Origin of the sequence: Sphingomonas sp. (genome assembly GCF_017745215.1) — a bacterium.
GTDB lineage: Bacteria > Pseudomonadota > Alphaproteobacteria > Sphingomonadales > Sphingomonadaceae > Sphingomonas.
The window spans coordinates 504454-530998 of the sequence record NZ_JAGHZV010000001.1 but is presented as its reverse complement, the minus strand read 5'-3'; the positions used below and the strand labels follow the sequence as shown (position 1 = coordinate 530998).

Sequence of the window (26545 nt, the reverse complement as noted above, 5' to 3'; positions counted from 1 at the left end):
ACATGCACAAGATCCTGCATTCGCACGAAGTGATCGCGTCGCTGGATGAGCTGCTTTCCACGCTCCAGGACGCCGAGACCGGCCAGCGCGGCTATCTGCTGACCGGCAACGACCAGTATCTCGCGCCCTATGAGGAGGCGCGCGCGCAAGCCGGCCCCAGGCTCGACGCCATCGCGACGCTGACCCGCGACAACGCCACCCAGCAATCGCGCCTCGCGACGCTGCGCCGCCACGCCGACGCCAAGCTCGGGGAACTGAAGGACACCATCGACCTGCGCCGTAGCGGCGGCGCCGCGGCGGCGCTCGCGCTCGTGGCCAGCGACCGCGGCAGGGTCGAGATGGACGCGATCCGAAACCAGCTCGACCTGATGCAGCAGGAGGAGGCGCGGCTGCGCCAGATGCGCATCGACGAGATGGAGGGGGCATATCGCACTGCCTGGGCCGCGGGCATCCTCACCGGCGTGCTCGGCGTCGGCCTGACGCTCCTGATCGGCTTCCTCATCCGCCGCGCGACGATCGTGCGCGAGCGCCAGCAATGGCTCCAGGCAGGCGAGGCGCAGCTCGCCGCGGCGATGCTCGGCGACAAGGCCAAGCCCGAGCTGGGCGAGAACATCCTCGCCTTCCTGGCCAAGTTCCTTGGCGCGCAGGGCGGCGCGATCTTCGCGGGCGACGGACAGCGTTATCGCCGCATCGCCGCGCACGGCTTGGCCGCGGACGCCAAGATCGTCGACACCTTCGACGTCAAGCAGGGCCTGCTCGGCCAGGTCGCCGCCGATCGCACCTCGATGCTGCTCGGCGACATCCCCGAGGGTTATCTGACGATCGGCTCGGCGCTCGGTCACGACAAACCGCGCCACCTGTTGATCGTACCCGCGCTCGCCGACGGGGTCGTCACCAGCGTGATCGAGATCGGCTTCCTCCAGCCGGTGGGCGAGGACGTCCTGGCCTTCCTCGAGCGCGCGTCCGCGTCGATCGGCATCGCGATCCGCTCGGCTCGCCTGCGGGCCGAGCTGCAGAACCTGCTCGAGGAGACCCAGCGCCAGGCCGAGGAACTGCAGGTCCAGAGCGAGGAGCTCCGCGTCTCGAACGAGGAGCTCGAGGAGCAGGGCCGAGCGCTCAAGGAATCGCAGGCGCGGCTCGAACAGCAGCAGGTCGAGCTCGAACAGACCAATGCCCAGCTCGAGGAGCAGGCGCAGCAGCTGGAAGTGCAACGCGACGACCTGACCCGCTCCAACGCCGCCGTCGAGCTGAAGGCGCGCGAGCTGGAACAGGCGAGCCGCTACAAGAGCGACTTCCTCGCCAACATGTCGCACGAGCTGCGCACCCCGCTCAATTCGCTGCTGATCCTGTCCAAGCTGCTCGGCGACAATCCCGACGGCAGCCTTTCGGACGAGCAGGTCAAGTACGCGCAGACGATCCAGTCCTCGGGCAACGACCTGCTCGCGCTGATCAACGACATCCTCGACCTGTCCAAGATCGAGGCCGGCCAGGTCGAGGTGCGCCCCGAGACCGTGGCGGTCGAGCGTCTCACCGCCGACCTCCGCCAGGTCTTCCAGCCGATCGCCGGAGAGCGGAAGCTCGATTTCGAGATCGCAGTCGCCGAGGATTGCCCGGAGACGATCGAGACCGACCGCCAGCGTCTCGACCAGATTCTCAAGAACCTGCTGTCCAACGCCTTCAAGTTCACCGAAACCGGCAGCGTCCGCCTCTCGATGGAGCGCGCGGGCAAGGAGCAGGTCGCGCTGACCGTCGCCGACACCGGCATCGGCATCGCCGAAGACCAACAGCGCGAGATCTTCGAGGCGTTCCGCCAGGCCGACGGCACGATCAGCCGACGCTATGGCGGAACGGGCCTCGGGCTCTCGATTTCGCGCGAGCTGGCTCGCCTGCTGGGCGGCGGCATCACGCTGGCAAGCGAGCCCGGCAAGGGCAGCCGGTTCACGCTGACGCTGCCGGTCGCGTACGATCCCGCGCGGGTCGCGCCGCGCGAGGAGCCCACCGCCCGGCCGCGGGGAACCGAGGCGCCGACTCAAGCCGGAACCCCGCCCTCCCCGCTTCCGCGCCGCGTGGACGATGATCGCGACGATCTCGGCGCGGGCGAACGCATTCTCCTCGTGGTCGAGGACGACACCAGCTTCGCCGCGATCATCCGCGATCTCGCGCGCGAGATGGGCTTCCAATGCCTGGTCGCCGGCACGGCCGAGGAAGCCATCGAGCTGGCGCGCCGCCACCGCCCCAGCGCAGTTGTGCTCGACGTCGGACTGCCCGACCAGTCCGGTCTTTCGGTGCTCGACCGCCTTAAGCGCGATACCGAAACGCGGCATATCCCGGTCCATGTCGTCTCCGCGCACGACCATATCCAGACCGCCATGTCGCTCGGCGCGATCGGCTATCTGGTGAAGCCGGTGAAGCGCGAGGAGCTGGCGGGCGTGCTCGAGACGTTCGCCGCCCGGCTGGCGCGCACGATGCGTCGCGTGCTGATCGTCGAGGACGACGAGATCCAGCGCAACGCGGTCGCCGCCCTGCTGGCGTCGGACGAGGTCGAGACGGTCGAAGTCGGCACCGCCGCCGAATGCATCGAGCGGCTGCAGAACGAGACGTTCGACTGCATCGTGCTCGACCTGTCGCTGCCCGACGCCTCGGGCTTCGCGCTGCTCGAACAGCTCCATGCCGAGGGCGACAACGGCTTCCCGCCGGTTATCGTCTACACCGGGCACGATCTGTCGCCCGACGACGAGCAGAAGCTCCGGCGCTATTCGGACTCGATCATCATCAAGGGCGCGCGCTCGCCCGAGCGGCTGCTCGACGAAGTCTCGCTGTTCCTCCATCGGGTCGTGACCGACATGCCGCCCGAGCAGCAGAGGATGATCCAGCAGGCGCGCAACCGCGATGCGATCCTGGAGGGCCGGCGTATCCTCGTGGTCGAGGACGACGTGCGCAACGTCTATTCGCTGACCGGGATCCTGGAGCCGCGCGGCGCCGAGATCGAAATCGCTCGCAACGGTCGTGAAGCGATCGACGCGCTCGCGCGTTCAGCCGAGGACGGAGGCAAGAAGATCGATCTGGTGCTGATGGACGTGATGATGCCGGTGATGGACGGCCTGACCGCCACGCGCGCGATCCGCGAGGACGCGCGCTGGAAGAAGCTGCCGATTCTCGCGCTCACCGCCAAGGCGATGCCCGACGACCAGCAGCGCTGCCTCGACGCGGGCGCGAGCGACTATATGGCGAAGCCGCTCGACGTCGACCGGCTGCTGTCGCTCGTCCGGGTCTGGATGCCGCGCTAGGAATGACCGACGCGATCGAGGACATCGAGATCCGGCTGCTGCTGGAGGCGCTGCACCAGCGCTACCATTATGATTTCCGCAACTACGCCCAGGCTTCGATCCGCCGGCGGCTGCGCCAGGCGCTCGGGCAGCTCGGCTTCGCCAATTTCTCGGCGATGCATGAACGGCTGCTTCACGACGAGGCGCTGTTGCCGCGGCTGCTGGGCTACCTTACCGTCCAGGTCAGCGAGATGTTCCGCGACCCCGGCTATTTCCGGGCGCTACGCGAAAAGGTCGTGCCCCGCCTCAAGACCTATCCGTCCCTGAAGGTGTGGATCGCAGGCTGCAGCACCGGCGAGGAGGTGTACTCGCTGGCGATCCTGTTCCGCGAGGAAGGACTCGAGGACCGGACGCAATTCTATGCGACCGATATCAGCGCCGAGGCACTCGAGGCGGCCTCGCGCGGCATCTACGCGCTCGACCGCATCGCCGGCTTCACGCGAAACCACCAGGAAGCCGGGGGCAAGTCCTCGCTCTCCGATTATTACGCCACCGCTTATGGCAGCGCGGTGTTCGACAAGAGCCTGCGCGAGCGGGTGGTGTTCTCCGACCACAGCTTGGTGACCGACGCGGTGTTCGGCGAGATGCACCTCATCTCGTGCCGCAACGTCATGATCTATTTCGACCGGGACCTGCAGGACCGCGCGATCGGCCTGTTCAAGGATTCGCTCGTCCGAAACGGCTTCCTCGGCCTGGGCTCGAAGGAGAATCTGCGCTTCTCGCCACATGCCGGCGCGTTTGGCGACTTCGTCCGCGCCGAGAAGATCTACCAGAGACGCGACGCATGAGCGGCACTCCCTTCCGCGCGGTGGCGATCGGCGCGTCGGCGGGCGCGATCCAGGCGCTTTCGGTGATCCTGCCGACGCTGCCGGCCGACTATCCGCTGCCCATCCTGATCGTCGTCCATGTGCCGGCAGACCGCAGCAACATCCTGGCCCCGCTGTTCCAGGCCAAATGCCGGCTTGTCGTGCGCGAAGCCGAGGACAAGGAGCCCGCGCTCGCCGGCAACATCTACTTCGCGCCCGCGGACTACCACCTTCTCGTCGAGAACGACGGCTCGCTCTCGCTCGCGAACGACGAACCCGTCCAGCACTCGCGGCCCTCGATCGACGTGCTCTTCGAAAGCGCTGCGGACGCGTTCGGCGCGGCGCTCATCGGCATCATCCTCTCCGGTGCCAATGCCGACGGAGCGCTCGGCCTCAAGGCCGTGGCCGACGCCGGGGGAACGACGCTGGTCGAGGAACCCGCCACCGCCTACGCCGACACCATGCCGATCGAGGCACTCAAGGCGTGCCCGAGCGCGCGCGCCCTAACCCTCGCAGGAATCGCGCAATTCTTGATGGAAGCCACTGCATGAGCAACGGGATCGAACCGGTGCATTTCCTCCTCGTCGACGACCTGGACGAGAATCTGCTCTCGCTCGAGGCGCTCCTTCGGCGCGACGAGGTCGTCCTGCTCAAGGCGCGTTCGGGCGACGAGGCGCTCGAGCTGCTGCTGCGCCACGACGTCGCGCTCGCGCTGCTCGATGTTCAGATGCCCGGCATGGACGGCTTCGAGCTTGCCGAGTTCATGCGGGGCAACGAACGGACGCGGCACGTACCGATCATCTTCGTGACCGCCGGCGTCGCCGATGCGCAGCGCCGCTTCCGCGGCTATGAGGCGGGCGCCGTCGATTTCATCCAGAAGCCGATCGAGGGTGACGTGCTCCGGAGCAAGGCCGAGATATTCTTCGACCTGTATCGCCAGCGCCAGTTCCTCGCCGCCCAGCGCGACGCTCTCGAAGCGGCGTCCGAGGCCTTGAAGGACGCCGACCGCCGCAAGGACGAGTTCATCGCAGTGCTGGGGCATGAGCTCCGCAATCCGGTCGCGGCGCTGCTGGCCGGGATGCACCTGCTTCGCAAGCCGCGCACCGCCGACCAGGCCGAACTGGTCAAGGAGCGCATGGAGCGCCAGCTCGTCCACCTGTCGCGATTGATCGAGGATCTGCTCGACATCTCGCGGATCACCGAGGGCAAGATCTCGCTGCAGAAGGAGCGAGTCCAGCTGGACACTATCCTACGCTCGGCGATCGAGGCCAGTCAGCCCAATCTCGAGGCCGCGGGCCACAGCTTCGCCCTCGATCTTCCGACCGAACCGATCTGGCTGGAAGCCGACCATACCCGTGTGGCCCAGATCGTCGCGAACCTCCTCAACAACGCCGCGCGATATACGCCCGAGGGCGGCGAGGTGACGCTCGCCGCGCGGCGCGACGACGAGCAGGTCGAGATCGAGGTGCGCGACAACGGCGTCGGCATCCCGCCTGCGATGCAGGCCAGGATCTTCCAGATCTTTGCCCAGGTCGACGATCACCGCGATCAGGCCGCAGGCGGCCTGGGCATCGGCCTGGCGCTGGTGCATCAGCTGGTCGGCCTGCACGGCGGCACGATCGCAGTGCACAGCGAAGGCCAGGGCAGAGGCAGCACCTTCACCGTGCGCATCCCGCTTCGAGGATAGGCCCGGCGGACACCGTCCCCGCGGCGGGCCTTCTCCCGGCCTCCCTCCGCCCGCCGCGCCAAGGGTGCGGCCCGCGCCAATGGCAGGCGATCGAGCGCGACGACTTGGTGATCCAGCCGACGATCTGCTCGTCGCGCTCGGGCTCGCCCTGATCGATCCAACGCGGCGTCCTGAGCCGGCCGGCGCACGGCGCCAGGCGATCTCGGTCAGGACGGGCGTCGGCCGGCAACGAAACCGGAGCCGTCAGTGCGCGAGCACGCCGCGCTCGTTTCCAAGCACCGTCGGATGCAGCCCCTCGCTCGCGACTGCCTCCAGCGCCGCCCGCTGCGAATCCTCCAGCCGCTGCATCCGCGGTGCGTCGGCCGAGAAGGCGTAGGGCGGCACCAGCCCCATCAGCAGCATGTAGTTGGCGCAGGAATGCTGCGCATAGGCTTCCTGGAACCATTCGAGCCCGAAGATCGGATCCTGCAGCTGGATGAAAGCCCCCGGCAGCGGCGGAATGTTGCTGGGTACGGGCGCATAGGGGTAGGCCAGCACGTCGAGCGCGGCGATCGTCGTCCCAGCCCATGCATAGACCACGGGATCGGTGTACCACCAGCCATAGATGTCCGGAATGGCGCTCACGTTCCACCATGCCATCGGCACGATATCCATCGGATTGACGTAGATCTGCCGCAGCGGACAGGCGGCCACCAGATCGTCCGCAAAGCCCTGGTTGCCTGCCGTAGGCCCCGCGAAGGTGATCAGAGTCAGCCAGGCCGCCTTGGCGGCAGGCAGGTTGGCGACCAGCCAGGGCGCCAGCACCGATGCGATGCACCCGCCCAGGCTGTGGCCGGTGACGAGGATGACCGGCTCATGCCCGTCGACCGGCGACAGCGCGCAGAGATAGTCGAGCACCGTCTTGCCGTTCGAGACGAGCGACGTGACCGTCGAGAGCGCGGAGTCGCTGCCGTTCGCGATCCAGGCATTGGGATCGTTCAGCCATTGGTCCTGCGGAACCGGCGTCGCATCCTCGTAGAGGTCCGAGAGAAACCCTTCGACGCTGGGCGCAGCGGTGCCGCGGTTGACCACCGCCACGGCGAAGGGCGAGGACTGGATCGGGTTGTCGGCGCTGCCGGCGAACAGGCCCGCGACGTAGAGCAGATTGCCGTCGTCGCTATCGATCACCGGCCCCCAGACGCATTGCCAGTGCGTGTCGCTGATCGGCGGGAAGACCTTGCCCGGATCCGCCACATCGCTCGGAATGGTGTCGATCGGCTCGTTGTAGGCGAAATAGGAAAGCTGAACCATGCTCGTCGCGATCACGCTGGTTGCAGCCGCCGCGTCGCTGGCCTGGTTCGCGTTCAGGCCGGCAACCAGTGCGTCGATCCGCTCCTTGGTCGTCATCGTCCCCCTCCATCGCTTGTCGTCGCGGGCAGCGGTCCGGCGTCGCTCGTTCGCGGACCACGCGCCGCCTGACTGCCTGAGTCCGCGGCGGCCAGTCTCCCTGATTCCGGCATCGCGGCACAATGGAAATCGACACCGATCCGGATGATGCGCGGCCGCTGCTCTCCACGCCACCTCGCCGGCCGCCGGTGCCTCCGATTCGCCTCCCGTGACAGCCGGATGGGCCATCAGAACGGGCCAAAGCCGATATAAAATGTAGGTATGTTACTACATTGTTGCCGCCAGGCAACAAAAGTGAGGCCCCTCCCGGAAATTGCGCGGGCGCTCCCAGAAAGCCCCTTGCCTCCGTTGTCAAAGCCTCTCCATCCTTTGCCCGCCCGAGGCTTCGGGTGGAGGGGAAAACCATAATGAAGAGCCATTGGACTCCGCTTGCGGGCGGACTGTCGCTGGTTGCGCTCGTCGCGGCCGCGCCTTGTTTCGCACAGACCAACGAGACGCCCACCGCCGTCGCCGGCGACGATTCGGCGGGCGGCAGCGGCGACGACATCATCGTCACTGCGCGCAAGCGCGCCGAGACGCTGCAGGACGTGCCGCTGGCCGTCACCGCGCTGAGCGACACCGATCTCCAGACCCGCGACATTCAGGACGTGAACGGCCTGTATGGCGAAGTACCCGGGCTGTTCAGCGCGCCTGGCAGCGTCAACAACAGCGCCGACGCCGCCTATCTCACGATGCGCGGCGTGGGCTTCAATGCGGGGCTCGAGCCTGCGGTCGGCGTGTTCCTCGACGGCATGTACATCCCTCAGCTCGGCTTCGACATGGCCTTTCTCGACCTCGAGCGCGTCGAAGTGCTGCGCGGGCCGCAGGGCACGCTGTTCGGCCGCAACACCCAGGGCGGCGCGATCAACCTCGTCAGCCGGCGCCCGGGCGAAGAACTGCGCGGGCGCGCCGAGCTCGAGGCGGCCGAGTTCGGCAGCGTTCGCGCGGCGGGCTCGGTCAGCGGCCCGGTGACCGATGGCCTCTATGCCGGAGTCAGCCTGCAGCATAGCCGCACCGACGGCTATCTCGACAACATCGTGCTCGGCGGACACCAGGACTGGTCGCGCCAGACCGCGGTGCGCGGCGTGCTGCGCTGGCTGCCGGCCGAGGGCATCGAAGTGATGCTGGTCGGCGACTATACCAACCGCAACTACAATGAAGCGATCCGCGGCGTGCGCCTCGCCACGCACCGCTACGAGAGCGTGGTCGACCAGGACGCGCCCGACAACAAGTCGAACCACGGCGTCCAGCTCAACGTCTCGGCCGAGCTAGGCGGCGGGATCACGCTGACGTCGATCACCGGCTACCGCTATTCGAGCGCCGACGTGTTCACCGACATGGACAGCCGGATCAGTGTCCAGCAGACCGCGACGCTGCCGGCCTTCCCGCCGGTCTCGACTACCCCGCAGACCTTCAAGGGCGCGACGCTCGACGTCCAGACCCGGCAGAAGTTCAAGAGCCAGGAGCTGCGGCTGAACGGCAGCGCCGGGCCGGTCGACTGGCTGGTCGGCGGCTATTATTTCAGCCAGGATCAGGACTTCGACCGCTATCGCCGCGTCGGGCCGGGCACCGTCCCCTTCCCCGCCGCGCTCTACATCTACGAGAACCACATCGACGACCGCGACGGCTATGCGGCGTTCGGCCAGGCCAGCTGGCAGGTCACCGACAAGGTGGAGCTCACCGCCGGCGGGCGCTGGTCGCACGAAGCGGTGGTCGGCACCGGCGATCGCGGCCAGGTGTTCGGCCCGCCGCTCAACGTGAAGCAGCCGGTGCACCGCGACGCGCGCGCCAAGTACAGCAACTTCTCGTGGATGGCCTCTGCCTCGTACAAGCTGACGCCCGGCGTGCTCGCCTATGCCACCTATGCCGAGGGCTGGAAGGCCGGCGGCATCAACCGATCAGGCAGTGCCGCAGCCAATTCGCCCTATGCCGACGAATCCTCGCAGAACTACGAGCTGGGCTTGAAGGCCGCCACGCGCGACCAGGCGCTGACCTTCAACCTCGCGCTCTACCGGATCGAGATCCGCAACCAGCAGGTGACCAACGTCATCCCCGATCCGGGCGGCGGCCCGACCCCGGTGAGCGTGGTCGAGAATGCCGCGGGCAGCCATGTGACGGGGCTCGAGGCCGAGCTCTCGATACGGCCGGTGGAGGGGCTGCGGCTGCGCGGCGCGCTTTCCTATTCGCGCTCGCGCTTCGACAGCTTCGTTCGCGTGTTCACGCCCACCGACAAGACCGACTTCTCGGGCACGCCGTTCGAGAATGTCCCCGAGACGACGGCGTTCGCGGCGGCGGACTATCACCTGCCGCTGGTCGGCGAGCGCGGGCTCGATTTCCATGCGGAATATCGGTTCGTCGATTCGATCATCATCCAGGACAACACCCGCGCTTCCAAGTCGGGCGACCAGTTGACCGCGCCTTCCTACGACCGCGTCAATGCGAGCATCAGCTTCGACGCGGGGCACGGCGTACGGTTGACTGCCTTCGTCAACAATCTGTTCGACACCTTCGACGCCACCTTCCCGTCCAGCGACCCGCTGGTCGGCGGGGACGTGTTCGTCGTGCCGCTGCCGCCGCGCCAGTTCGGCGTGCGCGCCGCGGTCAGCTTCTGAGGGAGGACGCGATGGCACGACGCGAACCGCGCAGCTACACGCCTTCGGACCAGGTCACGGCTTCCTGGCCGGGCACGGCATCGGGCAACACGATCAACGGGCTCGGCGAGCGCGAGCCGCGGCGGGCCTCGCCCTTCTTCTGGCACCCGGCGGACCAGCATCCGTTCGGCGCGCTCCAGGCGATCGCGAGCGCGGGCTGCCGCGTGAACGACGCGGCGACCGCGGCCTTCGCCGCCGCCAACACCTACCCCGACCTCGAGCCCGTCAACTCCGAGCGCGCCGACCGCACGCCAGAGGCCTGGGCGACGCTCGCCCGCGCCTTCGCCCTCGACAATGAAGCCGATCTGTTCGGCGCGACGGCGATGAAGGACCATTATATCGTCGACGGCTATTCGGTCGACGAGCCCAACGTCATCGTCCTCGGCATCGCGCACGACTATGAGGAGCTGCGCCAGGTGACCGACAGCCCCGAGAGCGGGCGCGGGATCACCGAGGTCGGCCGCCAATATGCCCGCGGCACGCGCACCAGCTATGCGCTGGCGAACTGGATCCGGCGGCAGGGCTATATGGCGAAGCCCTTCCCCGGCCCGCGCGCCGCGTCGCTGCTGCTGATCCCGGCGGCGATCGACGCGGGGCTCGGCGAGCTCGGCAAGCATGGCTCGCTGATCAACCGAAGCTATGGATCGAACCTGCGGCTGGCAGGGGTCACCACCGACATGCCGCTGTCGCTCGACGGGCCCGACGAGTTCGGATCGGACGGCTTCTGCGCCCATTGCCGCGTCTGCACCGATGCCTGCCCGCCGGGCGCGATCTCGGAAGAGAAGCAATGGGTGCGCGGAGTCGAGCGCTGGTACGTCGATTTCGACAAGTGCATCCCGTATTTCGCCGACCACGCCGGCTGCGCGATCTGCATCGCGGTCTGCCCCTGGGCGCGGCCGGGGGTGGCGGACAATCTGCTGGTCAAGATGGCGCGCCGCCGCGAGGCGCAGGCCGCGCAGGGCGACGCCTCGTGAGCGAGCCGCCTGTGTCGGCGGGGCGCGTCTTCGCGCTCTGCTTCGCAACGGGGCTGTGCGAAGGCTATGACATGCTGGTCGCCGGCGTCGCCGCGCCGCACCTCTCGCGGGTGCTGGGGCTGGGCGCGCAGCAGGTCGGCTGGGTGTTCGGCGCAGCGGGGATCGGGCTGCTGATCGGCGCGCTGGCCGGCGGACGCATCGCCGACCTCGCCGGGCGGCGGCGGGTACTGGTGGCGTCGCTGGTCGTGCTGGGGCTGTTCAGCATCGCCAGCGCGCTGATCCGCGACCTGCCTGCGCTGCTCGCGATGCGCTTCCTCGCTGGGCTGGGGCTCGGCGGCGCGCTTCCCAACATCCTGGCGCTGGTGAACGAGACGAGCCCGGCAGGCAGGACCACGACGCGCGTGACGATGCTCGGCTCGGCGATGCCGTTCGGCGGCGCCTTTCTCGGGGCGCTCACCGTGACGATGCCCGGCCTCTCCTGGCAGGCGATGTTCTGGATCGGCGGCCTCGCGCCGCTGCTGGTCGCGCTTGCCTGCCAGTTCCTCCTGCCCGCCTTCCCGCCGAATAGCGGCGACCGCCCCCGCGAGACCACCGTTGGCTTCGCGCTGACAGGCGAGCAGCGCGCGGTGCCGACCGCACTGCTCTGGGTCACGACCCTGTGCGTCGCGATCTCGGTCGCGATGATGGTCAACTGGCTGCCATCGCTGATGATCGCCCGCGACTTCGACCGTGCCGCGACCGGGCGGATCGTGATGACGCTCACCCTCGGCGGCGCGGCGAGCGGCTTCGCCTTCGGTGCCCTCGCGCGCCGCCTGAACGCGACGGTGGTCCATGGCCTGGCCTGGGCCGGCATGATCGCGAGCGTGCTGCTGATGCTCGTCGCGGGACGCGCCGAGCTGGCCGCCGCGGCGGCCTCCTTCGGGCTCGGTTTCTTCCTGAGCGGCGGCCAGTTCCTGCTCTATGGGGTCGCGACCGATCTCTACCCGCGGACGGTACGCGGCACGGGTACAGGCTTCGCGGTGAGCGTCGGGCGATTCGGCGCGGTGCTGGGCCCCCTGCTCGCGGGGGCACTCCTCGCGCGAACCGGCAATCCCGATCACGCGATCCTGGCCTTGCTGCCGCTGCTCCTGCTCTCGTTAGCCACCGTGCGGTGGTTGTCGCGCACCCGGGTTCCGGACCCGTCCGAGCGAGTCTCGACCGGCGCGGCGTGAGTCGGGCCGCGCGCGACGACCGCGGGCCCGGCCGGGCCGACCTCGGCGGGCTCGGGCCGGCGCGATCTCGAAAGCGCTGCCGGTTTCGAGCCACGGGCGGCCTGCTCATCTTGTCATGCCCTGACTGCTTGGGTAAGGGCGCCAACGGCCGACAGAGGGATTGTGCAATGTCCGAAAACCACGTTCATCCTCGCCCTGCCCAACTCCGCTCGGACGCGGACGCGGCGAAGCCGGAATGGGCAGCGCCCCAAATGTCGATCGTGCCGATGTCGGTGACCGCGAACAGCGGCACCTTCGTTTGCGATACCGCGACGATCGCGTCCGATCCGACCTCCTGACGCGCTTCCCTCCCGCTGCAAGACCGCGGTGATTGCCCCGCGGATTGCCGTGGGCGATCTGTTTCGACAGCCGGTCGCGCAATGACGATCCTGCTTGGCGGCGTCCATCGCCGGCAAATTCCGGCCGATTGGAAGCGGGGTTTCGCCGGGTTGGTGGCCAAGGCGAGCGGTGAGCCGTCCTCGTGGTTCGACCGGCATGCGATCCTGGTCCAGCACGCGGTTCCGACGACGCCCGAAGACGTTGGCGGCGCGTTGCCGCTCATCCTGGGCCGAGGCGCGGCCGCCTTCGACGGTCGGATCGACAACCGGCATCCGCTGATCGAGGCGCTGGCGCTGCCGCCCGGGGCCGGCGCGGCCCCGGACGGCGACCTGCTCGCCGCGGCGTGGGAGCGATGGGGAGCCGAGGCTCCGCGGCATCTGCTGGGCGATTTCGCGATCGCGGCGTGGGACGGCGTGGATCGCCGCCTCACCCTGGCCTGCGACCAGACCACCGGCGGCCGGCCGATCTTCTGGTACGCCGGCGCGGATCACATCCTGTTCGCCAACGATCTTGCCGTCCTGCTGGCAGTGCCCGGCGTGCCGCGAAATCCGGACATGGCCGCGATCGAAGGGTTCGCAGGCGGCAACTGGCCGAGCGACGGTCGCACCTTCTTTCAGCACATCCGCCAGATCCCGCCCGGCGGAAGGCTCTCCTGGTGCGACGGCACTGCCCGCGCCGATCGCTATTGGCAGCTCGACTGGGCGAAGCAGCTCCACTTGCGTCGTGACGGAGATTATGTCGAGGCCGGCCGCGAGTTGCTGGACCGGGCAGTCGCTGCGCACGCCCGCGTCGCCAGGCCGTTGGTCTGCCAGCTCTCCGGGGGGCTCGATTCGAGCGCTGTCGTCGCTACCGCCGCCCGGCTCGCTCCCGGCACTCAGCTGCACGCGCTGACCGCGGTGCCCGAGCCCGGTGCGCCGCTGCCGCCGATGCCGCGCGGCATCTTCTTCGACGAAGCGACACCAGCCACCGCGACCGCCGACCATTATCCCAACGTCGCCCCACACCACATCCCCGCCGAACCGATCGCGCGCGAAGATCTCGACCCGACCGCCATCTTCGCCACGACCGCGCTCCCGCAGCGCAGCCTGCTCGACCTGAGCTGGTTCGCCCCGCTCCATCGCCGCGGCGCCGAGATCGGCGCGCGTACCGTCCTGGTCGGCCATGCCGGGAACCTCACGCTCTCGCACAGCGGGCTGCATCATCTGCGCGACTTGCTGTGGGCGGGGCGGCTGCGCGCGCTCTGGCAGGAAGCGGCGGCGCTGGATCGATCGCGGGGAGGCTCCAGCGTCTGGCGACTGCTTCGGCAATCCGCCCTGCCGCCGCTGCTTCCCCCATGGCTCCGCCCCGCCGCGAATGCCATCCGCGGACGGCAGGACGCCGCTCTCGAGGAGTTCTTCCGCGACATGCCGTCGCCGGCCAAGGCGCGCGGCGAGGCCCGATCGGCCACCCTGCAGCATCTGGTCCCGCTGTTCCGCAACACGCTCGAGGGCCGCCGCATCGCCAATATCGGCCGCCGCCGCCGCTTCGGCACCGAGACGCGCGATCCGCTGGGCTATCTGCCACTGCTCGAATTCTGCCTAGCGGTGCCGCAGGAACAATATCTGCGCGGGGGCGAGCTCCGCTCGCTCGCACGGCGCATGCTCGCGGACCGACTGCCGCCCGCGGTCGTCAACGAGCAGCGCAAGGGACGGCAATGCCCCGAATATCGTCACCGCGCCGCCGGCGCGCGCCTTTGGATCGGGGAGGAGCTGGCGCTGCTCGGGGATTCGGCCCTGGCCCCGCAGCTGGTGAACCTCCCGGCGCTGGACGCGTTTGTGGGGCCGTGGTCGCGCGACATGGACGCGGCCACCGATCCCGTGCGACTGCGCAAGGCGCTGCTCGCGCTGCACATCGGCCAATATCTGCGCTGGATCGAGCGCGATTGTCCCGGATTGCCGACCTGGACCGGCTGACCCGCCTTCAGAGATAGCCCAGCCGGACCATCACGGCACCATGGTCGCGCTCGATGCGCGCTGCCTGCCCCGCGGTCAGTGCCGAGCGCCAGCCACCCGCTTCGCCGCGCCGGAAGAACCGGTCCATTGCCGCCGGCCGCTCGCGGAACCCGTCGCGATCCTCCTGTCGCCGCAATTCCTCGAAAAGCGTCGCCTCGGCCGCGCGCCGCGCGGCCGCCGGCGTCGCCGCGACGTCCACGCGCCGGCCGATCGTAGCCAGGATCTCGGAGAGCTGCGCGGTCATTTCCTCATAGCGGACCAGCAGCGGCACGCACGGGCCCTGATCGAGCCAGCTCAGCACATTGGCGCTCCAGCTGCCCAGCCATTGCGGAAGGTGGCGGCTGCCGGGCTTGCCCGCCGGACTCAGCGTGAAAGCCGGATCGGCCATGATCGCGATCGCATCGTCGATCGTGTTCCCATAATGATGGCTGAGCGAGACCGCGACGTCGCGCGGGTCGCGCACGATGCATATGACGTCGAGGGTCGCCTCGGGCGGGAAGAGCAGACCGCCGTCCGGAACCTGCCGGCTGGCGTCGTGGACCTTCCAGAAGCCCGGCTGGGCGAGCATCCCCGCGACGCCGCGATAAAAGGCGGGCCGCAGCATCTGCACCTCATGCGGGCTGAGTTCCGCGGCATCCAGGTCCAGAACCCGGTCGAACAGGCGCCGGGAACAGGCAATCGCATCCTCTTCGCCAGTCGCCCGGTTGATATCGACCGGCGCACCGCCCGCGCGCAGGCTCGCCAACGCCATCCGCATCCAGGTGTTCCCCGACTTGGGATAGGAGGCGAGCCAGACGATGCCGCTCATCGTGGCGCGGCCAGATCCGGCTCGGTGAGCATGTAGGCGAGCCGCTGCGCGAGCGCCGGCAGCGACGCAAGCGAAGCCGAACGAGCCACCTGAATCTGCCGCACCTGGCTCGCCAGCCGGCCGCAATCGATCAGCAGCCGCTGGTCGAGCCCCAGCCTTCCCGCCGCGTGCGGCCGAAAGACATGCTCGCGCAGGCCGTGGACCGCCCGCGCGCCGGCGAGTTCCGAATGCCAGGGCTCCTCCGGGCCCTCGGCACCGAGATGGCAGATCATCATCAGCCTGCGAGGCGTCGCGGCGAAGCCGGCACCGGCGGCGGGGTAGAATTTCCGGACGCTCGCGCTCGCGCGGACGACTTCGCCGCGGGCGAGGCCGAGCGCATCGATCGCATCGTCGCACAGCTTCTGATGCGCGAAGGCCGGCAAGACCATCGGGCCGTCGCGATGGCCGAGGTCGATCACCGTCATGTCGTCGGCGAGGAGCGTGCCGCCCTGCTTCTCCAGCGCCGCGGCGAACGTCGATTTGCCCGCACCCGACATGCCGGCGAAGGCGATCGCCCGGTCTCCGATCGCGACGGCGCTGGCGTGGAGCGGGAGCAGGCCACGCTGGTGGAACAGGATGCCGACCGGCGTCGCCAGCAGGAACAGCCGCACCTCCGCTTCGGCCGCGTGCGGCGCGGGCGCGACGACGATCTCCCGTCCACCCCGGATCAGGAATGCCGCGACGGACGGGACTTCATGCCGGGCCGCGCCGCTTGCGTCGACCTGGAGCGTAGGGCCCTGGTAGACAGCGTCAGGGAGCCGGCCCGGGACCGCGCCGATGCGGACCACGACATCGATCGGCCGTGCGGCGTCTCCGTTCCAATCGAGCGCCGAGGGCAAGGCGACCTCGGACGCGAACCGCAGCCCGCATATCGAATAATGATTGCTCGCGGGCATCACGCCGCATCCGGCCCCGTGGAGCCCTCGTCAAACGCGTAGGTGACGCCTGCGGGAAAGAAGGGCCTGCCATAGGCCTGGCTCGACACGTCGCCGATCTGGGCTGCGATCGTGATCATCCGCAGCCGGCTCGCGGCATCCCGCATGGCGGCCGGAACCGTGGGAGTGCGTTCCGCAAAGCCATCGTGCAGCGCATCCTCGACGGCTTCCAGCGCCGGATCGATCGCATAGCGATCGGACGGGCCGCAATGGCGCTCGTAGTTCTGGCAGCCGCGGCGCACGAACAGCGCGACGTCCGGGCCGAGCTCGGCGTGGTCGTCGATGGCTCGCCGCAGCCCACGCGCCGTTCGCACCGCGGCATCGCGACCTTCGACATAGAGGATGGTGCCATAGGCGCGCGGCGTGAGCGGATTGAACGCTTCCACGGCCGATTTGGTCGTCTCGCCGGTCGCCTCCGCCAGCGGCTTCATCACCATCAGCTGGTGAAAGCTCCGCGGCGCCGCGACCAGCTTGTAGCAGTTGCGGCAGCCGAAGGGCACCTGGGCCCGGCCATAGGCGATGGTGAAGGTGAAGCTGTTGAGGAAATGGCAGTGCGGCCGGAAGCGCCCCGCCGTCAGCAGATGCGGCCGATCGACCGCCACGCCCATGGCATCCTGTGCGCTCGGCGGCAGGCGATACCGCCCGTCTCCCGCGCGGAGGATCGCGCCCTCGGCTTCCGCGCGATCGAGATTGTCGCCGATGGTTCCCCCGGCAACCCGAACGGCGCGCACCGCCGCGTCGATTTTGAGCATTTCCGCAAAGCCCTTTTTGGTCCAAATGGCCACGCCTTGCCGCTCTTAGGCCGGCCGGGCACCACTCGTGAAGGTCGAAACCGGATGCTTGCCTTGTCTTCCCGCGTCGTTCGCGCCCATGAACCGCTCTCGACCGAGGTGCATGGCGAGACGATCATGATGGACTCGCAGCTCGGCCGTTACGTCAACCTTGACGGGGTCGCCACGGCCATCTGGCGCGAGCTGGCGGAACCAATCGACGTCGCCACGCTGTGCGATCGACTCCAGGCACGCTACGCGGGCGACAGCGAGACGATCCGCCGCGACGTCCTCGCGTTCGCGGCCCAGCTCATCGAAAATGGGCTGGTCCGCGAATTGGACTGACGCGGAGCCGCCCGGACCGATAACAGGGTCCGGCCTTTTGCGCCTGGGCTTTCCCGCCTTCGATCGAAACGCCGTCAAACCGACAGCGCCGCATTCCCTTCGAGCAACCGCTGCTCAAGCTGCGGCGCAGTGCCCGGCCGCCACAGCTGCGCGCGGTGCGACACCCGATACCGTAGCGGACCGCCGTCCGGCGTGGTCGCGCGCGCGATCGGCCGGACGATGCAGACGAACTCGGTCTCGATCGCTTCCGGCCCGGCGCTGACCACCGAATAACCGTGCCCGGCCATGTCGACGAACTCGACATGCGGCGCGACATCGGGATTGGTCTGCGCCCGCGCCTTGGCGATGTCGCCGTTCGCCGCATATTCGAGCGCCGCGCGCACGCCGCGCTTGAGCGTGAGGTTGATCGTATGCTCGGGCGCGGCACCCTCGGGCTTGCGCACGAACAGCCCGAGCAGGGGGAACGGCTTATAATATTCGGATGCTTCGCCGAGCCCCGGCGCGGAGATCGAGCCGGTGATGAAGCTCAGCCCCACCGGAGCGAACCCCGCGGGCGGCAGCCTGGGCGCGGCATAGCCTGCCCAGAAGCTGTGCCGGTCGCCCGATACGGTGACGAAGCCGGACACCTTGCGATCGCGGACGAGATCGTAGATTTCGGCGCGCTCGGCAAAGGCGCCGCTGAAGTCGCCGCCGCCGAAGGTGCCGTAGTCCCTGCCCGGCCATTTATCCTTCACCAGCCCCGCGGGCAGGTTCTGCGGATCGGTCCGCATATCGAGCGTGCCGTTGGTCACGCCCCAGATTTTCCAGGTCGCGGTCGATCCGGTCAGCCGCGCCTTCAGCCATGCCTTCTGCTCGCGGCCGAGCACGGTGTGGGCGGGCTCGTCCTTGCGGAAATTGGGGATGCGCTTGTCGCCTACCGCGATCGTCGCGGGCGGGTTGCCTCCGGCGTAGTCCTTGCCGCCGTCGACGATCTCCATCCATTCCTGGGGGAGGACGGGATAGTCGCCCGAGTCGAGCGCCGTCGCCTCCGCCCGGTCGGTCGGGTCCGCCGCCTTGTAGCTGTGGAGGTCGGTCAGGATCAGATCGACATGCTTGCCGTAGCGCAGCGCGCGATAGGCAGTCATGCTGCCGATCGCGGCGACGCTGTTGGGCTCGGTAGCGAAGCCGTGATCGTCGAAGGTCTCGATCGGCGCCTTCTCGACCGTGGGCGGACCGAACTGGTCGAGCCCCGCACCCGAGGCCTTGCGGACGCGCGACGGGATATATTCCCACCACGCCTGGTTGGCGGCGACGCGCAGCGGCTGGGCGGGCTCGACCTTGCCGCCATATTTGATGAAGCTCTGCCAGCCCTGCCACGAGAATTCGTGGTTGTCGCCGATGCAGACGAACGGGAAATGGGCGCGGGCGTCCTGGATGTCGGAATCGTCGATGTGCGCCCGGTAGACGTGGCGATAGCCGGCGAGATCGGTCGGCACGTAGAAATTGCCGACCTTGCGGCCATTGGGGATATGCCCGAGATCATAGACGGTGCGCGCATAGCGATGCGGCACTTCCTCGGGATATTCGACGACTTCGTAGATGAAGTCGCCGAGATGGAGCACGAAGCCGAGCTTGCGGCCGGCGGGCGCGCGTTCGTCTTCCCAGATCATGCGCGCGTAGGCGTTCTGGGCACCTTCGTTGACGCTGTTGCACGAGACGAAGGCGAAGCGGACGGGGCGCGGATCGTCGGCGCGCGGGGCGGTGATCGTGCGGCCGATCCGGCTGCCGGCGCCGGTCGCGTCGGTGAAGCGATACCAATAGGTCGTCGCGGCTGACAGGCCGCCGACCAGCGCGCGGCAGGTCCAGTCGGCGGCGGCCAGCACCGGCGCGCGCGCCGTGGCCACGACGCGGCGAAACTCGGAGTCCAGTGCGACCTCCACCGTCAGCGATTGCGCGGAGCCCCGGTCGAACGGCCGGCGGGTCCACAGCACCACGCTATGTTCGTCCGGATCGCCCGACGCGACGCCCTGAGGATAAAGCGCGCGATCCTCACGCCACGCGACGCGCGACGGCTTCGCGGCTGATCGCGGCGCCCAGACGGGGCTGAGCCCCATGGCAGCTGCGCTCGCAAGAAACTGCCGTCTGTCCATCTTGCTCTCCCTGCCCGAACGGCGCGATCATTTCGCCGCGCCGAGGCGAGTCAAGCCGGCCGATGGCGAACTGGGGGAGCGTGTGGCCGAGTTGGAGATGACCGGCTCGATGCGGGATCGCGACCTCCGGTCCGGCGATGAATCGATAGGTCAGAGGTTGCGATGGGTCTGGTCGGCGCCAGCCGCGCGGCGGGAAAGCCTTCTGATCGGGACGGCGGAGCGGCTCGGGCATTCCCGCGGAACAGATGCTTATCCGCGACAGCCGCATTGCCGGTTCGCCCGCGGGGAACGCCTGATCGCCGCGCTCGTTCGCGCTGGACATGGCCGACGATCCCGCCATCCCGGCGCCGATGGAGGCGAAGCTCGTCGCGGCGCTGCCCGAAGGCGACGACTGGCAGTTCGAGCCCAAATGGGACGGCTTCCGCGCGCTTGCCCGCCGCGAGGGCGACGCGATCGAGCTCCGCTCCAAGTCAGGCAAGCCGCTCGGCCGCTATTTCCCGGACGTCGTCGCGATGCTCGCTACGCTGCCCGAGCGGCACTTCCTGCTCGATGGCGAGCTGATCATCCCGGTCGATGGGCGCCTCTCCTTCGCGGCATTGCAGGCGCGGCTCCACCCTGCCGCCTCGCGCGTCGCCAGGCTGGTGAAGGAAGCGCCTGCGCAGCTCATGCTCTTCGATTGCCTGGCGATCGGATCGGAGTCGCTCGCCCAAGCACCGCTGGCCGAGCGGCGGCGGGCGCTCGAGGCCTTCCATGCCGGTCTCGACGCGCCGGGGCTGCTCCTCTCCCCTGCGACGCGCGACCGCGACGTCGCGCTCGGCTGGCTCGAGCACAGCGGCGGCGCGCTCGACGGTATCGTCGCCAAGCAGCTCGACCAGCCCTATCGTCCCGGCGAGCGTGCGATGCTCAAGCTCAAGCAGCTGCGCACCGCCGATTGCGTCGTCGGCGGCTATCGGCGCACTGCCAAGGGCGAGGTCGCGTCGCTGCTGCTCGGGCTCTACGACGAAGCGGGCCTGCTCGACCATGTCGGCTTCACCTCGGCCTTCCCCGCCGCCGAGCGCGCCAGGCTTCGCGCGATCGTCGCGCCGGTCGAGGGGCCGCCCGGCTTCACCGGCAGCGCGCCCGGCGGGCCGAGCCGCTGGAACGGCGGCGAAGCGCACGACTATGTCCCGCTGCGCCACACGCTGGTCGCCGAAGTCGCGTACGACCAAGTCACCGCGGGCCGCTTCCGCCATGGCACGCGCTTCCTGCGCTGGCGGCCCGACAAGGCGCCCACGCAATGCACGCACGACCAGCTCGCCGCTGCGCTCCAGCCCGCCGAACTGGCGTCGCTGCTGGCGAAGGACGCATATCCACACATAGGTTAACCGCGCGAAGGATTTCGCCCTCCCGCCGGAACCCCAGCCCCGTCCCGCGCTTATTCCCGCGAAACCAGCAGGGAGCTTTTCCATGGCAGACCAGGAATTTACCGACGCGATCGCGTTGCTGAAGGCGGACCATCGCAAGGTCGAGGATCTCTTCGAGCAATATGAGGGCGCGAGCGGCGCCGCGGCGAAGAAAAAGCTCGCGCGCCAGATCTGCCTCGAACTCAAGGTCCACACCGCGATCGAGGAGGAAATCTTCTACCCCGCCTTCCGCGGCAAGATCGAGGACGATACGCTGGACGAAGCCTATGTCGAGCACGACGGCGCCAAGGTGCTCGTCAACGACATCGAGGCGGGCAGCCCCGGCGACGATTTCTACGACGCCAAGGTCCATGTCCTCTCCGAGGAGATCAAGCACCACGTCCATGAGGAGGAGATGCCGTCGGAAGGCATGTTCGCCCAATGCCGCAAGACCGACGTCGATCTGGTCGCGCTGCGCGATGCGATGCTCGCGCGCAAGCAGGAGTTGATGGCGCAGGCGGAGCGTACCGGGCTGCCGCCCGCGGAGCCGCGCGCGGTGAACCTCCAGCCGGCTTGAGGATGGCGGCCAAGACTGCCCGCCGGCGCCGAGCGACGGCGGGCCCCGCCGGAGTCACCCCGGGTGTCGTGCTGCTGCGCGAGGAATTGCGCGGCGGCACGATGCGCCGGATCGGGGAGCTGGCGCTGCGCGAGCACCGCATCGAGCTTTGCAGGGGGCATGACGCGCTGTGGATCCTCGTCCGCCGCCCAGGCCGCGGCGGCGTGGCGATGCGCACTGCCTTCCTTCCCGCCGGAATTCGCGAAGTGCGGACGATCCGTCCGCATGCCGGCGAGGCGGCACGGATCGAAGCCACGAGCCCGCTTGGGACGCACCGTGTCGCGGTCCGTCTCCACGAGGACGCGATCCCGCTGATCCGCGTCACCACGAGCCTCGAGCCGCGCCTTCCGTTGCTCACTTCCTTCGTGCCGCGCGACCTCTACCCGCTCGACGCCCACGACGATCCGATGGGCGCCCGAGGTAGCGTCGAGGCAGCGCAGCGCGGGTTCAACAGCGGCGCGGTCTATTTCCGGATCGAGGATCCCGGCTTCGGCAGTATCCTCTATTTCCAGAACCTCACTGCGCTGAACGCCTATTTCGCCGCGACCGACACCAAGCCCGATGGCGCGGTGGGCGGCGTATGGCCCGAGATCGGTTTCCTCCTCCCCACCCCGCCCCAGCGCGGCACCCCACCCGTCGACCCGCTGCCCGCGGGCGAGGAGACAGTGATCTCCGATGCGCTGCTCGCCTTCCATGACGATTCCGCGGGCGACGAGCAGGACATGGCCCGGCGCTATCTCTCGCTGCTCGGCGCGGTGCTCCGCCGGATCGAGCTGCCCGACACCGGCTATCATGACTGGGTCGACCGTGCCGAGCGCACCCTCGCCGATCTCGCGCGCGCTCCCGAAGCGACGGTGCGCCATTACGGCCACCGTTACCTCCACCCCTATACCGCTGCCGAATATCCTGACTCGATGGTGCAGCTCACGGTGCTCTCGTCGATCCGCGACTATGAGGTCTGGTCTGGGCGGACCGCGCCGATCGGTGCCGAGCTCGCCGCCGGCTTGGGTAAATTCTACGATCCCCGGCTGAAGACCTTGCGCCGCTACCTCCCCAATGTCGGCAAGGAGAAGGACCGGAACGCCGTCGACAGCTGGTATCTCTACCACCCGCTCTCGAAGCTCGGCCGGCTCGCGATCGACGGCGACAAGCGGGCGCTGCGGCTGTTCGAGAGATCGATCGACTACGGCATCAAGGCCGCGCACCACTTCAAGTATAAATGGCCGATCCAGTACGATCTGCGCGACTTCCGCGTGATCCAAGCCGCGCGCGACGACCAGGGCCTCGGCCAGACCGACGTCGGCGGGCTCTACGCCTATGTCATGCTCCAGGCATTCGAGCTGACCGACGACTGGCGCTACCTCGACGAGGCGCGCGCCGCGATCGACGCGGCCAGGGGCATGCGCTTCGAGCTCAACTATCAGGCGAACCTCACCGCCTGGGGAGCGGCCGCTTGCATGCGCCTGTGGCGCGTTACCGACGACCAGGCCTATCTGCGCCAGAGCTACGTCTATCTCGCGAGCTTCTTCCACAACACCGCGATGTGGGAATCGGAGATCGGTCACGCACACGAATACCGCAACTTCCTGGGCGTCACCGCGCTCCACGACGCACCCTACATGGCGATGTACGAATGCTTCGACAGCTTCGCCGCCTTCGAGCGCTACCTCAAGGACGGCGGCCCCGACCTCGACCCTGCGGTGCGCATGCTCCTCTCGGAATATTGCCGATACGCGCTCGACCGCGCCTGGTTCTACTATCCCGATGCACTGCCCGAGGAAGCGATCGCGCCCAAGCAGCGCGAATCGAACGGCCACGTCGACCGCCGTCTCTCCTTCCCGGTGGAAGACCTCTATATCGACGGGCAGCAGGCCGGCCAGGTCGGGCAGGAGATCTACGGCGCCGGCGCGGCCTTCGTCTTCGCGAGCCGCGCCTTCCACAGCGTCCGCGACGCGCCGTTCCGCATCTTCTGCGACCATTTCCTGCTCGCGAGCGAACGCCCGTCAGACCGCGCGCTGAGCTTCCAGCTCGGCGGAGCCGAAGGCTGCGAGGCCGGGCTGAGCCTGGTCCGCACAAGTCGCGCGAGACTGCCCGATTTCACCGTTACCACACTCGCCGGCGAGACGGTGCGGCCGCGTCGGACCGCGGTCGATCGTATCGACTATCGCATCCCCGCCGACGGACGCATCACCATCGCCTGGTGAACTCGCTCATGCGTGCGACTGGTGGCGGCGCGTCTCCCAGCCTTTCTTGGCCGCAGCCGAGCGCGTCGCGTGGCTCTGCGAGGTGCCGCTCTTGTGCCCGCCCTTGCGCGAGCTTTCATGGTTCTCGGCATGGCCGCGGCCGGAGCCGGACTTCTTGCCGCCGCCCGATTCCTTGTTCACGGTCGCCCAGGCGCGGCGCTCGGCTTCGTCCTTGGAGACGCCGCGGTCCTCATAGCCTTCCTCGATATGCTCGGCCTTGCGCTTCTGCTTGTCGGTATAGCTGCTCTTGTCGCCCTGGGGCATGGCGTCCTCCTCCAAATCAAGTTGCTGGAACAACGTGTGTTTCCTGCGCTGGGTTGCCACCGATAACTCAAGTTGCCTCCGGAACTCGGGCGCCCCCGCTTGGTTCGGACCGGCAAAGGAGACCCACATGCCCGACCTCACCGAGCCCCCGGTCCGCGACTTGTCCGACGCGCATACCGAGATGCCTGCCCTTGCCGGCCGCAAGGCGATCGTGACCGGCGGCACCACCGGCATCGGCCGCGCGATCGCCGTGCTGCTCGCGAGCGAGGGCGTGAAGGTCTATGTCTGCGGCCGCGACCCTCAGCACCTCGAGGACGGGCTCGACCGAATCCGCCAGGTCGGCGACGGCGACGGGATGAGCGTCGACCTGGCCGACGCGGACGGCGTCGACCGGTTCATCGCTGGCGCCAGCGACTATCTCGGCGATTTCGATATCGCGATCGTAAACGCCGCAATTCCGGCGCAGGGCCTGACCCAGATGAGCGCTGAAGAGCTCCGCTACGCTATCGCGACCGACTTCACGGCCTATCTCGCCACCGCCCATGCCGCGGCGGCGATCATGAAGGACCATGGCGACATCGTCCTGATCGGATCGATGAGCGCGCATGTGCTGGGCCCCGGCTCGAGCGTTTATGCGGGGATGAAGGCGGGCATCGCCGGCTTCGCCGAGGCGCTGCGCAAGGAGCTCGGCCCCAAGGGGATCAAGGTCTGCAACGTCGAGCCGGGCAAGACCGGCGCCGACTTCCAATATCCCAGTTTCAGCGCCGAGGAACAGGCCGAGCAGATCAACAAGGACTGGATGCTCCGCGCCGAGGACATCGCGGTCGCCTGCCATTACCTCCTCACCCAGCCGCGCCGCGCGGTGGTCCAGCAGATCACCATCGCCCCGCGCACGCAGGAAAAGGAATGAGCGGCTTCGCGGTCGACCGGCTGGTCCTCGGCCCCGACGACATCGACCTCGCGCGCTCGCCGCTCGCCGGGCATTTCGACGCCGAGACCTTCGTGCTCGGCGCGTTCAACCCGGCGCTGACGCGGTTGCCCAGCGGCAATCTCGCAATCTTCGTCCGTGTCGCCGAGGCGCTGCGCGAGCCGATCTTCGACGGGCACATCCATGCGATCCGCTGGTGCGAGGGCCGCTATGTCCTGGACGCCTGGCCGCTCGAGCTGGTCGACACCGGCGACCCCCGCAAGTTCCTGATCCGTGGCGGTCGCTGGAAAGTGATGGCGCTGACCTCGCTCTCCTGGATCCTCCCGGTCGAGCTCAGCCCGGACGGGCTCGAGATCGTCGAGATCCACTATGCCAAGGCGATCGCACCGCAGGGCAGCTTCCAATGCTATGGCGTCGAGGATGCGCGCGTGTCGAAGATCGGCGACCGCTGGCTGATGACGACCTGCTCGGTGAGCCCCGAGCGCCATTCCACGACGCTCTACGGCTCCGGGAATGGCCTCGACTTCGCCTTCGAGGATATCGTGCTCGATCACCAGAACAAGGACATGCTCATCTTCGAAGGCCTGATCGGCGGCCGCTACTGGGCGCAGACCCGGCCGCTCGGCGACCTTTATTTCACCTATCCGCCCGGCAGCGAATGGCGCGGCGGCCCGTCGATCAACCTCGCCACTTCGCCCGACGCGCTCCACTGGAAACCGCATCGCGATCCCGGCCTCCGTCCGCACGCAGCGACGATCGCCACCGCGCGGATGGGCGGCGGCACCCCGCCGATCCTCACCGACCGCGGCTGGCTGACGCTGTGGCACGGAGTCGAGCCCAAGGAGATCGTCGGCATCTACCGCACCTATTGGTCGATCCTCGACCGCGACGATCCCGCGAAGATAGTCTTCACCCAGCACGAACCACTGCTCGAGGCCGCGCCCGACCTCACCCGTCCGCTCGAGGAGAAGATGTATGTCCGCGACGTGGTCTTCACCACCGGCATCGTCGATGCGGGCGACCATTATGTCGTCGCTTCGGGCGAGGCCGATCTCGCCTGCCGGATCACCCATATCCCCAAGCAGGTCTTCGCGGCCGGCTGAACGGAAACCGCCGGCCGGCCGCTGCGTTGCCCTGGGATGGAGTGGTTCCGCCAGCTGATCGGGCCGGACGACGGCGCCAGCACGGTCCAGCTCTGCGTCCGCGTGCTTCCCCTGCTGGCCTTCGGCATCCTGTGCGTCCGTATCGCCGGTCGGCGCACCTTCGCGCATTATTCACCGCTCGACATCGTCGTCGCGCTGATCGTCGGATCGAACATCAGCCGCGTCATGATGGGCCGCTCGCCCTTCTTCCAGGGGCTGGCGATCACGCTCGCGCTGGTCGTGCTGCACCGGCTGCTGGCCTATGCCTCGATGCGCTGGGGCTGGCTCGCCGTCCTCGTCAAGTCGCGGCCGATCCGCGTGATCGCCGACGGCGTGGTCGATGCCCGCGCGATGCGCCGCGCCAACCTCAGCGAAGAGGATTTGCTCGAGGCGATCCGCAGCGAGCAGCTCGCCGACCCCGCCGATGTCGAGGCCGCCACGCTCGAGGGCAGCGGCAAGTTGAGCGTCGTACCCAAAGGGCGGCACTAGCGCGTT

General features: G+C 68.5%; 22 protein-coding genes. 16 read left to right on the top strand and 6 right to left on the bottom strand.

The annotated features are described in order from the left end of the window. Nucleotides 1-2 precede the first annotated feature (2 nt). From J7495_RS02485 to J7495_RS02470, 4 genes are read left to right on the top strand one after another with little or no spacing between them, the layout of a single operon-like run. The gene (locus tag J7495_RS02485) at nt 3-3287 is read left to right on the top strand and encodes a response regulator (protein ID WP_294054508.1); all 3285 of its coding nucleotides are present in this window, start codon (nt 3-5) and stop codon (nt 3285-3287) included. A gap of 2 nt (nt 3288-3289) precedes the next feature. Next, on the top strand, nt 3290-4114 hold the full coding sequence (locus J7495_RS02480; RefSeq protein ID WP_294054482.1) for a protein-glutamate O-methyltransferase CheR: 825 nt from the start codon (nt 3290-3292) through the stop codon (nt 4112-4114). After that, nucleotides 4111-4683, top strand: a complete 573-nt coding sequence (locus tag J7495_RS02475; RefSeq protein ID WP_294054481.1) for a chemotaxis protein CheB — start codon at nt 4111-4113, stop codon at nt 4681-4683. The genes J7495_RS02480 and J7495_RS02475 overlap by 4 nt, the downstream gene beginning before the upstream one ends. After that, complete coding sequence (locus J7495_RS02470; protein WP_294054480.1) at nt 4680-5819, top strand: hybrid sensor histidine kinase/response regulator; 1140 nt, start codon at nt 4680-4682, stop codon at nt 5817-5819. The genes J7495_RS02475 and J7495_RS02470 overlap by 4 nt, the downstream gene beginning before the upstream one ends. Before the next feature lie 243 nt (nt 5820-6062). On the opposite strand, the gene J7495_RS02465 is transcribed toward J7495_RS02470, so the two are convergent. Continuing rightward, a complete protein-coding gene (locus J7495_RS02465) occupies nt 6063-7205 on the bottom strand; it encodes a hypothetical protein (protein WP_294054479.1) in 1143 nt (380 codons plus the stop codon). 407 nt (nt 7206-7612) lie between these two features. Between J7495_RS02465 and J7495_RS02460 the strand changes: the two genes are divergently transcribed. The 5 genes from J7495_RS02460 to J7495_RS02440 all read left to right on the top strand — a co-directional run bounded on the left by J7495_RS02460 (nt 7613) and on the right by J7495_RS02440 (nt 14410). Beyond that, on the top strand, nt 7613-9856 hold the full coding sequence (locus J7495_RS02460) for a TonB-dependent receptor (RefSeq protein WP_294054478.1): 2244 nt from the start codon (nt 7613-7615) through the stop codon (nt 9854-9856). Nucleotides 9857-9867: 11 nt separating this feature from the next. Then, on the top strand, nt 9868-10869 hold the full coding sequence (locus tag J7495_RS02455; protein ID WP_294054477.1) for a 4Fe-4S dicluster domain-containing protein: 1002 nt from the start codon (nt 9868-9870) through the stop codon (nt 10867-10869). Then, nucleotides 10866-12080, top strand: a complete 1215-nt coding sequence (locus tag J7495_RS02450) for an MFS transporter (RefSeq protein WP_294054476.1) — start codon at nt 10866-10868, stop codon at nt 12078-12080. The genes J7495_RS02455 and J7495_RS02450 overlap by 4 nt, the downstream gene beginning before the upstream one ends. Before the next feature lie 167 nt (nt 12081-12247). Beyond that, nucleotides 12248-12418: a hypothetical protein gene (locus J7495_RS02445; RefSeq protein WP_294054475.1), complete on the top strand. Its 171-nt coding sequence runs from the start codon at nt 12248-12250 to the stop codon at nt 12416-12418. Nucleotides 12419-12499: 81 nt separating this feature from the next. After that, nucleotides 12500-14410: an asparagine synthase-related protein gene (locus J7495_RS02440; RefSeq protein WP_294054474.1), complete on the top strand. Its 1911-nt coding sequence runs from the start codon at nt 12500-12502 to the stop codon at nt 14408-14410. Between the two features lie 7 nt (nt 14411-14417). On the opposite strand, the gene J7495_RS02435 is transcribed toward J7495_RS02440, so the two are convergent. The 3 genes from J7495_RS02435 to J7495_RS02425 are packed head-to-tail and all read right to left on the bottom strand — an operon-like array spanning nt 14418 to nt 17016. Further along, nucleotides 14418-15257, bottom strand: coding sequence for a sulfotransferase domain-containing protein (locus J7495_RS02435; protein ID WP_294054473.1), 840 nt, complete (start codon nt 15255-15257; stop codon nt 14418-14420). After that, nucleotides 15254-16192, bottom strand: a complete 939-nt coding sequence (locus J7495_RS02430) for a hypothetical protein (protein ID WP_294054472.1) — start codon at nt 16190-16192, stop codon at nt 15254-15256. The genes J7495_RS02435 and J7495_RS02430 overlap by 4 nt, the downstream gene beginning before the upstream one ends. After that, a complete protein-coding gene (locus tag J7495_RS02425; RefSeq protein ID WP_294054471.1) occupies nt 16192-17016 on the bottom strand; it encodes a hypothetical protein in 825 nt (274 codons plus the stop codon). Before J7495_RS02425 ends, J7495_RS02430 begins: the two co-directional genes overlap by 1 nt. A gap of 60 nt (nt 17017-17076) precedes the next feature. On the opposite strand from J7495_RS02425, the gene J7495_RS02420 reads away from it, so the two are divergent. Then, entirely contained in the window at nt 17077-17346 is a 270-nt protein-coding gene (locus J7495_RS02420; protein ID WP_294054470.1) for a PqqD family protein, read from the top strand. Nucleotides 17347-17420: 74 nt separating this feature from the next. Here the strand turns inward: J7495_RS02420 and J7495_RS02415 are convergent, their stop codons facing one another. Next, complete coding sequence (locus tag J7495_RS02415; protein ID WP_294054469.1) at nt 17421-19439, bottom strand: alkaline phosphatase D family protein; 2019 nt, start codon at nt 19437-19439, stop codon at nt 17421-17423. A 356-nt stretch (nt 19440-19795) separates the two neighbouring features. On the opposite strand from J7495_RS02415, the gene J7495_RS02410 reads away from it, so the two are divergent. The 3 genes from J7495_RS02410 to J7495_RS02400 all read left to right on the top strand — a co-directional run bounded on the left by J7495_RS02410 (nt 19796) and on the right by J7495_RS02400 (nt 23677). Continuing rightward, nucleotides 19796-20839 carry an ATP-dependent DNA ligase gene (locus tag J7495_RS02410; RefSeq protein WP_294054468.1) on the top strand — a complete coding sequence of 348 codons (1044 nt, stop codon included), beginning with the start codon at nt 19796-19798 and terminating at the stop codon, nt 20837-20839. Nucleotides 20840-20921: 82 nt separating this feature from the next. Then, nucleotides 20922-21434, top strand: a complete 513-nt coding sequence (locus J7495_RS02405) for a hemerythrin domain-containing protein (RefSeq protein ID WP_294054467.1) — start codon at nt 20922-20924, stop codon at nt 21432-21434. Between the two features lie 2 nt (nt 21435-21436). Beyond that, nucleotides 21437-23677 carry a hypothetical protein gene (locus J7495_RS02400; protein WP_294054466.1) on the top strand — a complete coding sequence of 747 codons (2241 nt, stop codon included), beginning with the start codon at nt 21437-21439 and terminating at the stop codon, nt 23675-23677. A 6-nt stretch (nt 23678-23683) separates the two neighbouring features. On the opposite strand, the gene J7495_RS02395 is transcribed toward J7495_RS02400, so the two are convergent. Next, nucleotides 23684-23980 carry a plasmid stabilization protein gene (locus J7495_RS02395; RefSeq protein ID WP_294054465.1) on the bottom strand — a complete coding sequence of 99 codons (297 nt, stop codon included), beginning with the start codon at nt 23978-23980 and terminating at the stop codon, nt 23684-23686. 127 nt (nt 23981-24107) lie between these two features. On the opposite strand from J7495_RS02395, the gene J7495_RS02390 reads away from it, so the two are divergent. Genes J7495_RS02390 through J7495_RS02380 form a run of 3 tightly spaced genes read left to right on the top strand, consistent with a single transcriptional unit; the run spans nt 24108 to nt 26539 of the window. Beyond that, a complete protein-coding gene (locus J7495_RS02390) occupies nt 24108-24890 on the top strand; it encodes an SDR family oxidoreductase (RefSeq protein ID WP_294054464.1) in 783 nt (260 codons plus the stop codon). Continuing rightward, nucleotides 24887-26011 (top strand): glycosidase, encoded by a 1125-nt coding sequence (locus J7495_RS02385; protein ID WP_294054463.1) that lies wholly within the window; start codon nt 24887-24889, stop codon nt 26009-26011. The genes J7495_RS02390 and J7495_RS02385 overlap by 4 nt, the downstream gene beginning before the upstream one ends. Nucleotides 26012-26047: 36 nt before the next feature. Beyond that, the gene (locus tag J7495_RS02380; protein ID WP_294054462.1) at nt 26048-26539 is read left to right on the top strand and encodes a YetF domain-containing protein; all 492 of its coding nucleotides are present in this window, start codon (nt 26048-26050) and stop codon (nt 26537-26539) included. Nucleotides 26540-26545 lie beyond the last annotated feature (6 nt).